Consider the following 15,200-nt stretch of genomic DNA (forward strand, 5'->3'; position numbering starts at 1 on the left):
CGCGCCATGAAGGGGCCCGTCACATCAGGTTCTTGACCTGGCGTGAGATCAGTGCCGCGATCTCTTCCTCGTGCCCGTTCAGGTAGAAGTGGCCTCCGGGGAAGATTCTCAGCTCGAAGTCACCTCCGGTGTGTTCGTCCCAGGCGCGGGCGTCGTCGATCGTGGTGACCGGATCCGCGTCCCCGACCAGGGCGGTGACGGGGCAGCGCAGCGGTCGTGCTGCCGCCGGGAATCTGTAGGCCGCGAGTGCGGCGTAGTCGGCCCGGATCGCGGGCATGATCATGGCGAGGAGCTCCTCGTCGCCGAGCAGCCTGGAATCGGTTCCGCTCAACGACCTCAGCTCGGCGAGCAGTCCGGCGTCGTCCTTCAGATGCACCGTCTCGGGGCGGTGCCGCGACGGCGCCCGCCGCCCCGAAACGAAGAGGGCGCCGGGCGTCACGCCGGCCCGGTCCTCCATCCGCCGTGCGACCTCGAAAGCGACCAATGCGCCCATGCTGTGGCCGAAGAGGGCCACCGGTCGGCCGGTCCACGGCTCCAGTGCTCCGTAGACCTCGTCCGCGAGCTCGGTGATGCTGCCGATCGGTGCCTCGGAGTGCCGGTCCTGGCGGCCGGGATACTGCACGGCCAGCGTCTCGGTGTCCGCCGCCAGGGCCGCGGACAGCGGGAAGTAGGAACTCGCCGAGCCTCCCGCGTGCGGAAGGCAGACCAGCCTCACCCTGTCGCCCGTCCCGGGCGCAGCCGAATGGAAGCGGCGGATCCATGCGCCGTCCGATGCGGAGGTGTACGCCATGGTGCTGGGTGTTCCTTTCTGGACCGTCGACCGGCGGGGAGCCGGTCGATACCGGGCCGGTGTCAGTCGAGTTCGTCGACGAGGGCGAACAGCTCCTCGTCCGTCGCGGAGTCGAGGTCCTGACCGGGGGCGGCGTCCTCGTCAGTGCCGCTGTCGGCAGCGTGTGCGATCTCCAGCAGTTCCCGCAGTCGCAGCGTGATCCGCTCGTGCGTCCCGTGAGCGCTTGCGCCCGAGACGGCGGACCGCAGGGCGGCCTCCAGCCGGTCCAGGTCCGCCAGGACGGCCGAGTCGGCGGGCGAGTGGTCCGCGTCCTGGGCCAGCCGCCCGACGAGGTAACCCGTGAGGGCGGCTGGGGTGGGGTGGTCGAAGGCGAGGGTGGTGGGCAGGCGAAGGCCGGTGGCGGTGCCCAGATGGTTGCGCAGCTCGACGACGGTGAGGGAGTCGAAGCCCATCTCCTGCAACGGCCGGTCGTCCTCGACCCCACCCGGATCCGCGAGCCCGAGCACGCCGGCCACGTGGGTACGTACCAGATCCGCCAGCGCCCGCTCCCGCTCCTCCGGGGACAGGCCGGACAGCCGCTGGGCCGGCGACGCCTCCGCGGACCGCGCACCGGCCGTGCCGTGAGCGGCCGAACGGCGCTGAGACACGGGCACCAGACCGCGCAGCAGCGGGGGCGGCGCAGTCTGCGCCCGGAGCGCGGAGGTGTCCAGCCTGGTGACGGCGAACACGGCCTCGTCCGTCGCGAGGGCCGCATCGAACAGTTCCATCGCGTCGCCGGAGGGCAGCGGCCGCAGCCCCATGCGGGCCAGTCGGCGCAGGTCCGCCTCGGACAGATGACCGGACAGGTCGCTCGCCTGCTCCCACAGGCCCCAGGCCAGGGAGGTGCCGGGCAGCCCGTGTGCGCGGCGGTGGGCGGCCAGGGCGTCCAGGAAGGCGTTGCCCGCCGCGTAGTTGGCCTGCCCGGCGGTACCCAGCAGACCCGCGACGGACGAGTACAGAACGAAGGCGGACAGGTCGCGGTCACGCGTCAGCTCATGCAGATTCCACGCCGCGTCCACTTTGGGCCGCAGCACCCGGTCCAGCTGCTCCGACGTCATCGCTGCGGTCACACCGTCGTCGAGTACGCCGGCGGTGTGCACGACGGCGGTCAGCGGATACTCGGCCGGAACCGCGGCCAGCACCGCGGCCAGCGCCTCCCGGTCCGCCGCGTCACACGCCGCGAACGACACGTGGGCCCCCAGCTCGACCAGTTCGTCGTGTAGCCGTGCCGCCCCTGGGGCGTCCGCACCCCGGCGGCTGAGCAGCAGCAGACGACGCGCTCCCCGTTCGGTCACCAGATGCCGGGCCAGTACGCCGCCCAGCGCGCCCGTCGCGCCGGTCACCAGCACGGTGCCGCCGTCCCACGACGGCTCCTCACGCCCGGCGGCCGGGACCGACCGGACCAGCCCCGGCACCCGCAGCTCACCTTCCCGCACGGCCACTTGGGGCTCCCCGCAGGCGACCGCCTCGGCGAGCAGCTCGCCGGAGGTGTCCAGGTCCACCAGCACGAACCGACCGGGGTGCTCGGTCTGCGCCGACCGCACCAGACCCCACACGCCTGCGTGCGCCAGATCGGCCACGTCCTCGGCGCCGGCGGCGACCGCACGGCGCGTCACCACCACCAGCCGCGAACCAGCGAACCGCTCCTCGGCCAGCCACTCCCGCACCAGCCCCAACGCCTCCGCCACGGCGGTACGCGCGTCCCCGGCCGCGTCGAGCAACGGCACGACCACTGTGCCGGGAACCTCCTCCGGCACCGCGCCCAGATCCGCACAGACCCGTACGGAGGGACCGAGCCCCAGGGTGTCCTCGCCCACCACAGCCCAATCCGCGCCGCTGCCCCCGGACTCGCCCGTCGGCAGGCTCGTCCAGCGGACGGGGAACAGGCCGTCGCGTACGACGGATGCGGTGTCCCGTAGCGCGCCCCGGGACAGCGGCCGCAGCGCCAGCTCGTCCACCGACGCCACCGGGGCGCCCGTTCCGTCGGCAACCGTCAGCGACACCGACTCCGGGCCGGTCGTCGTGAGCCTGACGCGCAGCGTGGTCGCCCCGACGGCGACGACATTCGCCCCCGACCATGCGAACGGCAGCACGGCCGGTGCCGCGTCGTCGGCCACGCCGGGCAGCAGGCTGTGCAGCGCGGCATCCAACAGGGCCGGATGCAGGGCGAAGCGTGCCGCGTCCGCACGCTGCTCCTCTCCCAGCGCCACCTCGGCGTACAACTCCCTTTCGGCCTTCCACACGCGGCGCAGCCCTTGGAAGGCGGGCCCGTAGGCGTAACCGCGCTCGGCCAGCCGCTCGTACACCTCCTCAAGCCCCACCTCGACCGCTCCGGCAGGCGGCCACACCATGAGGCCCAACGCGGAGTCAGGGTCGGTGAAGGTGTCCGGGGCCAGCAGGCCGGTGGCGTGGGTGGTCCACGGCCGCTCGCCGTCGCCCGCGTCATCGGGCCGCCCGTACACCTCCAGCCTGCGGCGGCCGTCCTCGTCCGGTTCGCCCACGACGATCTGCACCCGCGTCCCTGCGCGCTCGGGCACCACCAGCGGCACGGCGAGCGTCAGCTCCTCCACCCGCGCGCAGCCGACCTCCTCGCCGGCCCGGACGGCGAGTTCCAGCAGGCCCGTGGCGGGCAGGAGCACGGTGTCCTGTACCCGGTGGTCGGCCAGCCAGGGGTGGGTGTGACGGGCCAGCCTGCCGGTGAACAGGTAAGCGTCGCGGTCGGCCAGGGCGACGGCGGTGCCGAGCAGCGGGTGGTCGGCGGCGCTCAGGCCGAGCCCTGCGGCGTCGCCGGAGGTGGCCGGGGCCGGGAGCCAGTACCGCTGGTGCTGGAAGGCGTAGGTGGGCAGGTCGACGCGGCGGGCGCCGGGGAACAGCGCGGCCAAGTCCAGCCGTCCGCCGCCCAGGTGGGTACGGGCGAGCGCGGCGGCGAGGGTTGCCGTCTCCGGACGCCCGGCGCGCAGGAGGGGGGCCAGGGTCGCGCCGTCCCCGGTCCCGGTCTCCGTCTCCGTCTCCGTGAGGCATTCCTGGGCCATGGCCGTGAGCACGCCGTCGGGGCCCAGCTCCAGGTATTCGGTGACGCCGGCGGCCTGGAGGGTCCTTACGCCGTCCTGGAAGCGGACGGCTTCGCGGATGTGGCGGGCCCAGTAGTCGGGTGAGCGCAGCTGTTCGGCGGTGGCCGGTTCCCCGGTGACATTGGAGACGACCGGGATGCGCGGCTCGTGGAAGGTGAGGTCGGACAGGGCCGTACGGAAGTCGTCGAGGACGTCGTCCATGTGCGGGGAGTGGAAGGCGTGACTGACCGGAAGGCGCGTGGTCTTCCTGCCGCGGGAGCGCCACAGGTCGGCGATCTCGTCCACGGCGCGGGCGTCACCGGAGACCACGGTGGCCCGCGGGCCGTTGACGCCCGCGACGGCGACCGTGTCGCCGTACGCCGCCAGCGTCTCGCGGACCTCGTCCTCGGACGCCTGGAGCGCGGCCATCGCCCCGCCCTCGCGGGCGGCTTGCATGAGCCGGCCACGGGCGATGACGACCGAGCAGGCGTCGGCCAGATCCCACACACCGGCCAGGTGCGCCGCGGTGACTTCGCCGATGGAGTGGCCCAGCAGGTGGTCCGGGACCACGCCGTAGTGCTCGATCAGCCGGTACAGGGCGGTCTCGACGGCGAACAGCGCGGCCTGGGTGAAGGCGGTCTGGTCCAGCAGCGCCGAGTCCGCGGAGTCGGCCGGGGCGAACAGGACGGTTTTCAGCGGGCGGGGCAGGGCGGGGTCGAGGTGCCCGCACACCGCGTCGAGGGCGGCGGCGAACACCGGGGAGTTCTCGTACAGTTCGCGGCCCATGCCCAGGCGCTGGCTGCCCTGCCCCGTGAGCAGGACCGCCGTCCGGCCGCGGCCCGCGCGGTCTCCTCCGCCGCGCAGTACGTTCGGTGCGCGCTCGCCGCGGGCGAGGGCGGTGAGCCCGGCCAGCAGCTCGTCGCGGCCGGTGCCGAGGACGGCCGCGCGGTGCTCCAGGGCGGCGCGAGTGGTGGCCAGCGAGTAGCCGACGTCCACCGGGGATATCCCGGGCCGCTCGGCGAGGTGGCGGTGCAGCCGTTCGGCCTGGGCGCGCAGCGCCGCTTCGTCGCGGCCGGAGAGGAACCACGGCACGGGGATCGCCGCGCCGACGGTGACCGGGGCCGGTGACGGACCGGAGTCCGGTCCGGGGTCCGGGTCGGGGTCGCCCTGCTCGACGATCACGTGGGCGTTGGTGCCGCTGATGCCGAAGGAGGAGACACCCGCCCGGCGCGGGCGGCCCGCGTCCGGCCAGGGCCGGGCCTCGGTCAGCAGGGCGACCGCCCCGGCGTCCCAGTCGACGTGCGGCGACGGCTCCTCGACGTGCAGCGTGGGCGGCAGGGAGCCGTGCCGCATCGCCTCGATCATCTTGATGACGCCGCCGACGCCGGCCGCCGCCTGCGCGTGGCCGATGTTGGACTTCAGCGAGCCCAGCCACACCGGCCGGTCCTCGGGCCGGTCCTGTCCGTACGTCGCGATCAGCGCCTGGGCCTCGATAGGGTCGCCGAGCGTGGTGCCCGTGCCGTGTGCCTCGACCGCGTCCACGTCGGAGGGCGGCAGTCCCGCGTTGGCGAGCGCCTGCCGGATGACCCGCTCCTGCGACGGGCCGTTGGGCGCGGTCAGGCCGTTGGACGCGCCGTCCTGGTTGACCGCCGACCCGCGGACGACGGCCAGCACCCGGTGGCCGTTGCGCCGCGCGTCCGACAGCCGCTCCACCAGCAGCAGACCCACGCCCTCGGCCCAGCCCGTGCCGTCCGCCGCTGCGGAGAAGGACTTGCAGCGGCCGTCCGCCGACAGGCCGCGCTGGCGGGAGAACTCCACGAAGGTGTTCGGCCCGGACATCACGGTGACGCCGCCGGCCAGCGCCAGGTCGCACTCCCCGCCGCGCAGCGCGCTCGCGGCGAGGTGCAGGGCGACCAGGGATGACGAGCAGGCGGTGTCGACCGTGACGGCCGGGCCCTCCAGACCGTAGGTGTAGGCCAGGCGGCCGGAGACGACGCTGGAGAGGTTGCCCGCCAGCAGGAAGCCCTCGAAACCCTCAGGGGTCTTCGGCAGCCGGGAGGCGTAGTCGTCGTACATGGCGCCCGCGAAGACACCGGTGTTGGAGCCGCGCACGGTGGCCGGATCGATACCGGCGCTCTCGAACGTCTCCCAGGCGGCCTCCATCAGCAGCCGGTGCTGCGGGTCGGTGGCGACGGCTTCGCGCGGGGACATGCCGAAGAAGTCGGGATCGAACAGGTCCGCATCGTGCAGGAATCCGCCATGCCGGGTGTACGAGGTACCGGTGTGCTCCGGGTCGGGGTCGTACAGCCCCTCCAGGTCCCAGCCGCGGTTCGCCGGGAACTCGCTCACCGCGTCGACGCCGTCGGCGACCAGCCGCCACAGGTCCTCGGGAGACGCCACGCCGCCGGGGAAACGGCATGCCATGCCCACGATCGCGACCGGCTCGTCCGCCGCGGCCGTCCGTACGGCGGCCACGGCCGCGGGCGCTGCGCCCGAGACCCGCTCGTGCACGTACTCCGCCAGCGCGGTGGGCGAGGGGTGGTCGAACACGGCGGTGGCGGGCAGCCGCAGCCCCGTGGCGGCGCCCAGCCGGTTGCGCAGCTCCACACCGCCCAGGGAGTCCAGGCCGATGTCCCTGAAGGACCGGTCGGGGTCGACGCCGCCCGCGCCCGCGTGTCCCAGCACGCCTGCGGCCACGGTGCGGACCAGGTCGAGCACCGCGCCCGGCCGTTCGTCCTCGGGCAGCGCGGCGATCCGCCGCGCCCAGTCCCCGTCGTCCCGGGCGGACGCGTCGTCGGCGCCCGCCGCCCGGCGCGTACGAAGGCGGGGAGCGGAGCCGGCCACGTCGCGCAGGACCGCGGGAACCGTGCCGGTCCCGGCGCGGGGCCCGGCCGGTGTCAGCAGCGCCGGTACGAGCAGGCTGTCGGGGGCGCCACCGCCCGCCAGCGCGAGGTCGAACAGAGCCAGGCCCTGCTCCGGCGCGAGCGGCGCGATCCCGGCGCGGGACCAGCGGGCGAGGTCGGACTCGCCCAGCGTGCCGCCCATGCCGTGGGTGCCGTCCCACAGGCCCCAGGCCAGGGAGACGGCGGGCAGCCCGTGGGCGCGGCGGTGGGCGGCGAGGGCATCGAGGCCGGTGTTGGCGGCGGCGTAGTTGGCCTGCCCTGCCGTGCCGGTGAGGCCGGACACCGAGGAGAACAGAACGAACGCCGCCAGTGGCTGATTTTTCGTCAGCTCGTGGAGGTGCCAGGCCGCGTCCGTCTTGGGTCGCAGGACCTCCCGGAGCCGCTCGGGGGTGAGGGATTCGACGGTGCAGTCGTCGAGCACGCCCGCCGTGTGAAGGACCCCGGTCAGCGGGTGCTCGGCAGGCACGCGAGCCAGCAGGGCGGCGACGGAGTCGCGGTCGGCGGCGTCGGCGGCCGCCACGGTCACCTCGGCGCCCAGCGCCGCCAGTTCGCCCGCGAGGTCGGCGGCGCCGGGCGCGTCCGGCCCCCGGCGGCTGCTGAGCAGCAAGTGACGCACGCCGTGAGCGGTGACGAGGTGCCGGGCGAACAAGGCTCCGAGCCCGCCGGTGCCACCGGTGATCAGCACCGTGCCGTCAGGGTCCAGGCCAGGTGGGGTGGTAGCCCCTGGCCCGTCCCCGGCTTCCGGCGCCGCCGGGCTCTCCGGCACAGCCCCGGCCTCGGCCCGCGCCCCGGTACCCGCCTCCGGCCGGGGCGCCCGCACCAGTCGCGGCACGCGCAATTGCCCGTCCCGCACCGCGATCTGGGGTTCCTCGCTGGCCACCGCGGCGGCCAGCAGCGCGTCCGCGTCCTCGGCGTCCCGGTCACCGTGGTCGAGGTCGACCAGTGTCACCCGCCCCGGGTGCTCGGACTGCACCGAGCGAAGCAGGCCCCATACGGGCGCGGCGGCGGGTGCGGTCACGTCCTCGCCGGGCAGGACGGCGACCGCCCGTGCGGTGACGACCACCAGCCGGTGGTCGGTCAGGCGCTCGTCTGCCAGCCATCCCTGCACCAGCCGCAGGATGCGCGCCGCCGGCTGGTGCGCGTCCCCGGCCACGGCATGACCGCCGTCGTCCGCCGGAGGGCCGACGCGTACGACGGCGGTCATGCCGGCGCCGTCGTCGCCGTACGCGGCGGTCAGATCGGCCGGATCCTCGGCGCTGAGCTCGGCCCAGCGGGGCGTGCCGACCTCGGGAGCGGGGACGGCCGGCCACCGCAGGACCCACAGGGAAGCGGCGATCCCCGTGGCCGGTGCGAGCCGTTCCCGGGCTACCGGACGCAGCGTCAGGGACGCGACGGTGGCGACGGGCTCGCCGACGGGGTCGGCAAGAGTCAGCGAGGCGGAGCCGCTGCCGGTGGCGGAGATGCGTACGCGCAGCTGAGTGGCTCCGGCGGCGTGCACGGTCAGGCCGCTCCACGCGAACGGAAGATGGATCTCGCCGGGTGCCACCCCGTCTGCCGCGTGCAGCACCAGCGGGTGGAGTACGGCGTCGAAGAGGGCGGGGTGCAGGGCGAAGCGGGTGGCGGCCTCCCGCTGGTCCTCGGGCAGCCGTACCTCGGCGTACAGGTCGCCGTCGGCGCCGCGCCACAGGGCGCGCAGGCCCTGGAAGGCAGGCCCGTAGTCGTAGCCGAGGGCGGCGAGCCGGTCGTAGACGTCGGTGAGCGGCTCCGGCCGGGCGCCGGCGGGCGGCCACTGGCGCAGGTCCCCGGCAGCGGCGGGGGCCGTGGTGCCGAGCGCGCCGGACGCGTGCCGGGTCCACTCCCCCGGCTCGCCTTCGCCGGCGTCGGGCCGGGCATGCACCGTGAACGGGCGGCTGCCGGATGCGTCCGGCGCGCCGACCACGATCTGCACCCGTACGGCCTGACGCTCTGTCAGGGACAGTGGCGCCTCCAGCGTCAGCTCCTCCACTCGCGGCGCGCCCGCCCGGTCGCCCGCCGCGACGGCCAGTTCCAGGAAGGCGGTGGCCGGTACGAGGACCCCGCCGCCGACCGCGTGGTCGGCCAGCCAGGGGTGGCCGCTCAGCGTCAGCCGACTGGTGAGTACCAGTTCCTCGCGATCCGCGAGTTCGACCGCGGCGCTGAGCAGCGGGTGCCCGGAGGCGTCCAGGCCCAGGCGGCGCGGGTCGCCGCCGGCCTCGGGCACCAGCCAGTAGTGCTCGCGCTGGAAGGCGTAGGTGGGCAGGTCGACGAGGGTGGCGTCGTCGGAGAAGAAGGAGGCCGTGTCGAGTCGGGCGCCCGCCGCGTAGGCCTGGGCAAGCCCGGTGACCAGGGTGCCGGCCTCGGGGCGGTCGCGGCGCAGCAACGGTACGACGGTGGCCGGTTGGCCGTCGGCGGGGGACGCGAGGGACGCGTCGGCCATGGCGGACAGGACCGCGTCGGGCCCGACCTCCAAGAACACCGTGGCGTCCAGCGCCCGCAGGGTGCGTGCGGCGTCGGCGAAGCGCACGGCCTCGCGGATCTGCCGCGTCCAGTACTCCGGGGACCGCAGTTCGCCTTCGATGGCGAGCTCGCCGGTCAGGGTCGACACGAGCGGGATCACCGGCGCGTGGTAGGTCACCGCGGCGGCTGTCTCACGGAAGTCGTCCAGCACATCGTCCATGTGCGGGGAGTGGAAGGCGTGGCTGACGGTGAGTGCGCGGTGCCTGCGGCCGCGGGCCTGCCAGTGCGCCGCGACGGCGGCCACGGCATCCGCGTCACCGGAGATCACCACGGCGTCGGGTCCGTTGACGGCGGCGACGGCGACCTCGCCGCCGCGGCCCGCCAGGGTGGGTGCGATCTCCTCCTCGCTCGCCTGGATCGCTGCCATGGCGCCGCCGGCCCGCGCTGACTGCATCAGACGGCCCCGGGCGGCGACCAGCCGGGCGGCGTCCGCAAGCGACCACACGCCCGCGACGTGGGCCGCGGCCAGCTCTCCGATGGAGTGGCCCGCGACCAGGTCCGGGGTCAGGCCGTGATGCTCCAGCAGCCGGTACAGGGCGACCTCGAGGGCGAACAGCGCGGGTTGGGTGTAGGCCGTGCGGTCCAGCAGGTCCGCGTCCTCGCCGTCCCCGCCCGCCCCATCGGCGAACATCACCGCGCGCAGCGACCGGTCCAGGTACGGGTCCAGCTCCGCGCACACGGCGCCCAGGGCCTCGGCGAAGACCGGGAACGCCTCGTACAGCTCCCGGCCCATACCGGGGCGCTGCGCCCCCTGGCCGGTGAACAGCAGCGCCGTGCGGCCGGCGCGGGCCGCGCTGCCGCGCACCAATCGCGGGTGGTCCTCCCCGCGTGCGAGGGCGTCGAGCCCGGCCAGCAGGTCCGCGGTGCCGGTGCCGGTCACCACCGCCCGCTCCTCGAAGGCCGTACGGGTCGAGGCCAGCGAGAGCCCGATGTCGGCCGGGCCCGGCCCGCGGTGGTGGCGCAGGTGGTCGCGCAGCTGCCCGGCCTGGGCGCGCAGCGCCGCCTCGTCCCGTCCGGAGACCACCCACGGCACCGGGGCGGTCGCCTCGGCGGCGGCTGGTTCCTGGGCGGGGTCGCCCTGCTCGACGATCACGTGTGCGTTGGTGCCGCTGATGCCGAACGAGGACACGGCCGCGCGGCGCGGGCGGCCGGTCACCGGCCACGGCCGGGCCTGGGAGAGCAGTTCGGCGGCGCCGGATGACCAGTCGACGTGCCGGGTGGGTTCGTCGGCGTGCAGGGTACGCGGGAGGGCACCGTGCCGTATCGCCTCCACCATCTTGATCAGCCCGCCCACGCCCGCGGCGGCCTGCGCGTGCCCGATGTTCGACTTGAGCGAGCCCAGGAACACCGGCTCGGCGCCGTCGCGGTCCTGCCCGTACGTGGCCAGGATCGCCTCGGCCTCGATCGGGTCGCCGAGGGCGGTGCCGGTGCCGTGCGCCTCTACCGCGTCGACATCCCGGGCGTCCAGGCGGGCGTCGGCGAGCGCCTGACGGATCACTCGCTCCTGCGACGGGCCGTTCGGTGCGGTCAGGCCGTTGGACGCGCCGTCCTGGTTGACCGCCGACCCGCGGACGACGGCCAGCACCCGGTGCCCGTTGCGCCGCGCATCCGACAGCCGCTCCACCAGCAGCAGTCCCACGCCCTCGGCCCAGGAGGTGCCGTCGGCGGACGCCGCGAAGGACTTGCTGCGGCCGTCGGCGGCGAGCCCGCGCTGCCGGGAGAACTCCACGAACATCCCCGGCCCGGACATCACCGTCACACCGCCCGCCAGGGCCAGCGACGACTCGCCCGAGCGCAGTGACCGTACTGCCATGTGCAGGGCCACCAGCGACGACGAGCACGCGGTGTCCACGGTGACGGCAGGGCCGACCAGGCCCAGCTGGTAGGCGATACGACCGGACATCACGCTGGCGGTGGTGCCGGTCAGCACGTGGCCCTCTACGCCGTGGCCCGTCTCGTGCATGCGCGGCCCATAGTCCAGCGCGGTGCCGCCGACGAACACGCCCGTACGGCTGCCGTGCAGCGACCGCGGATCGAGACCGGCGCGCTCGACGGCCTCCCAGGCGGTCTCCAGCAGCAGCCGCTGCTGCGGATCCATGGCGAGCGCCTCGCGCGGCGAGACGCCGAAGAATGCTGCGTCGAACTCCCCCGCGCCGTGCAGGAATCCGCCCTGGTCGACATAGCTTCCGCCGGAGCGGTCGGGATCCGGGTCGTACAGGCCCTCGTCCCAGCCGCGGTCGGCCGGGAACGCGGAGATCGCATCCACGCCGCCGTCCACCAGCCGCCACAGGTCCTCCGGCGACGCCACCCCGCCGGGGTACCGGCAGGCCATGCCGACGATCGCGATGGGGTCGCCGTCCCCGGCGCCCCGTGCCGAGGCGGCGTCCGCCGCACCGCGGTCGTCCGTGCCCAGCAGCCGCGCCAGCAGGTGGTCGACGAGGGCGGCCGGGGTGGGCCGGTCGAAGAGCAGGCCGCTGGGCAGCCGCAGCCCGGTGGCTGCCGACAGACCGTTGCGCAGCTCGACGGCCATCAACGAGTCGACGCCCAGGTCCTTGAAGGTGACATCGGACCCGACCTCCTGCTCCGCCCGGTCCGCGTCGTGGCCGAGGACGGCGGCGGTGTGCGCAAGGACGGTGTCGGCCACAGCGCGGCGGCGCTCGGCCTCGGGCAGGGCGGCCAGCCGCTCACCCAGACCGCCGAGCGGTGCGGTGGTCTCCTCCTCCGCAGGCTCGGGTGCGGCGCCCGGCAGCGGTACGGGACCGCGGGCGCCACCGTCGATCCAGTACCTCCTGCGCTGGAACGCGTACGTGGGCAGATCGGTACGGCGCGCACCGGTGCCCTCGTACGCCGCCGTGAAGTCCACCCGGCTGCCGCGTACGAAGACCGTGGCGAGCGCGGCCACCAGGGTCTGCGGTTCGGGTCGGCCCGCCCGCAGGGCGGGCACCGAGGCGGCGGAGCCGGGGTCGCGCACGGAGGCGTCCACCATCGCCGAGCACACGCCCTCCGGGCCGAGTTCGAGGTACGTGGTGACGCCCTCGTCCTCCAGGGTCCGGGCCGCGTCCAGGAACCGCACCGGCCTGCGCACCTGCTCCACCCAGTAGTCGGGAGAGCGCAGTTCGCCGGCGGTCGCGGGCCGGCCGGTGACGGAGGAGACGACGGGGATGCGCGGCTCGTGGAAGTCCAGTTCCCGCGCCACCGCGTGGAATTCGGCCAGCATCGGCTCCATCAGCGGGGAGTGGAAGGCGTGTGAGACCTGCAGACGCTTGGTCCTGCGCCCCCGGGAGGCCAATTCGCCGGTGATGTCCGCGAGCGCGTCCACCGCTCCGGAGATCACTACGGCCGCGGGGCCGTTGACCGCGGCGAGGCCCGCCTCCTCCTCGCGTCCGGCCAGCAGCGCGGCCACTTCCTCCTTGGTGGCCTCCACGGCGACCATGCCGCCGCCGGCGGGCAGGGCCTGCATGAGACGCCCCCGGGCGGCGACCAGCCGCGCGGCATCGGCCGGGGAGAGCACGCCCGCCACGTGGGCCGCGGCGATCTCGCCGACGGAGTGCCCGGCGAGCCCGTCGGGCACCACTCCCCACGACTCGGCCAGCCGGTACAGGGCAACCTCGACGGCGAACAGCGCGGGCTGGGTGAAGCCGGTGTCGTCCAGCCCCTCACCGGAGGCGATCACCTCCCGCAGCGGCCGCGGCAGCAGCGGGTCCAGATGGGCGCACATCTCGTCGAACGCCTCGGCATACCGCGGGAACTCCTCGTACAACTCCAGACCCATGCCGGCCCGCTGACTGCCCTGTCCGGTGAAGACGACGCCGAGGCCGCCGGGCCGCGCGCTGCCGGAGACCACGCCCGACGCGGGCCGCCCTGCGGCCAGCGCGCGCAGGCCCTTCAGCAGCCCGTCACGCCCCTCGGTCCGGTCGGCGAACACGACCGCCCGGTCGCTGAACACCGAGCGAGTGGCCGCCAGGGACCAACCGATGTCGGCCGGGTCGGGCGCGGCCGAAAAGGGCCCGGCGGCCGCGGAGGCTCCGGCGGCCCCGGCTGCCGCGAAGCCGTGCAACCGCTCGGCCTGCGCGCGCAGGGCGTCCCCGCCGCGCCCGGAGAGCACCCACGGCAGGACGGTGGGGGGTGGGGGTGTCCTGCGGGGGGTCTCCGGCGCGACGGGGACGGTCTTGGGGGACTGGGCGACGACGACATGGCAGTTGGTGCCGCCCATGCCGAAGGAGCTCACGCCCGCGAGCAGCGAGCGGTCCGGGTGGGGCCAGGGGGTCAGTTCGCGCTGTACCGACAGACCCACGTCGGCGAGCGGGACCCGCGGGTTCGGGGTGGCGAAGTTGCGGCTGGGCGGCAGCATGCGCCGGGACAGGGCGAGCAGCACCTTCAGCAGCCCGACGATGCCCGACGCCCCCTCCAGGTGCCCGATGTTGGTCTTGGCCGAGCCGATCAGCAGCGGATCGCCGCCGTCGCGCCCGGCGCCAAGGACGGCGCCGAGCGCCGCCGCCTCGATCGGGTCGCCGACCGGGGTGCCGGTGCCGTGGGCCTCCACATACTGCACCGTGCGCGGGTCCACTCCGGCGCGCTCGTACGCCTGGCGGATCACCTGCTCCTGTGCCGTGCCGCTGGGCACGGTCAGGCCTGGCGTGGAGCCGTCGTTGTTGACCGCGCTGCCGCGGATCACGCCGTGGACGCGGTCACCGTCGGCCAGGGCCCGCTCCAGGGGTTTGAGGATCACCACGCCGCCGCCCTCGCCGGGTACGAACCCGTTCGCGCGGGCGTCGAAGGCGTAGCTCTCGCCGTCCGGTGACAGCGCCCCGAACTGCTCCTCGGTAACCGTGTTCTCCGCGAGGATGTTCAGGTTCACCCCGGCGGCGATCGCCGCGTCGGCCTCCCCGGTCCGCAGGCTCTCACACGCCAGGTGGACGGCGACCAGCGACGACGACTGCGCGGCGTCGACGGTCAGGCTCGGGCCGTGCAGATCCAGGTGGTACGACACCCGGTTGGCGATGATCCCCCGGTTCAGGCCCGTCATCGTGTGCTGGGTGATCGCCTCGGTGCCGTGCTGGTAGAGCAGGCTCGTGTAGTCGTCCCGGAGCGTGCCCACGAACACCGCCGTACGGCTGCCCCGCAGAGTCTCCGGCACGATGCCTGCGTTCTCCAGCGCCTCCCAGGCCAGCTCGAGGACGAGCCGCTGCTGCGGGTCCATGGTGGCCGCCTCACGCGGCGAGACACCGAAAAAGGCTGCGTCGAAGTCCCCGACCCCGTCGAGGAAACCACCGCGCCTGCCGTGCGGTCCCTCGGTGAGTGCGCTCGCACCGGTGCTGAGCAGATCCCAGAATTCCTCCGGGCCGGACGCCATCGGCAGTCGGCAGGACATCCCGACGACAGCGATTTCCTTCATTACCGACCCCCAAAGACCAAGAACCAACGACCGAAGACCTGTAAAGCGCGTAACCCCTAAGGAAAGCGAGTGATCAACAGTCTGCTTGAAGCGACCCCAATGCCCGGTCACACACCGGTAATCCTCTTTTCGGGACCCGGGGGTGAGCCCGGCGTTGCCCGGCGATGAGAGCGCGGTGGAGCCACACGGCCCAGTGCGGCCGGGCCCCACATCCCGGCCCGCCCCCCCGCCGCGGCTCGGGAGAAAATCACAAGTGGCAGCGGCGCACAGCGCTTACCGCGGCATGACCGGACATTGGGCACCCGGACCACACAACACCTGTGGCATCGCCCCGACGGATCGAGAACACCGCCGTTCTCGACCAGGCGGCATGGTCACGGAAACCGCAGATGGGACCGGCATGAATTTCCCGTCACCGGATCACCGGAGCCCGGATCGCTGATGCGGAAATGGCTTTACCCGGTTCTGCGCCCGGACTTCGGGGACCA

At 74.4% G+C, this 15,200-nt stretch carries 2 protein-coding genes; both read right to left on the reverse strand.

Going from position 1 to position 15,200, the window contains the following annotated elements:
• Window positions 1–19: 19 nt before the first annotated feature.
• Window positions 20–790, reverse strand: a complete 771-nt coding sequence (locus ACTWP8_RS09100) for a thioesterase II family protein (RefSeq protein WP_443321626.1) — start codon at window positions 788–790, stop codon at window positions 20–22.
• A 62-nt stretch (window positions 791–852) separates the two neighbouring features.
• Window positions 853–14,712, reverse strand: a complete 13,860-nt coding sequence (locus tag ACTWP8_RS09105) for a type I polyketide synthase (RefSeq protein WP_443321627.1) — start codon at window positions 14,710–14,712, stop codon at window positions 853–855.
• Between the last annotated feature and the right edge of the window lie 488 nt (window positions 14,713–15,200).

The sequence above is a fragment of the Streptomyces sp. 7N604 genome, assembly GCF_052245475.1.
Taxonomy (GTDB): Bacteria; Actinomycetota; Actinomycetes; order Streptomycetales; family Streptomycetaceae; genus Streptomyces.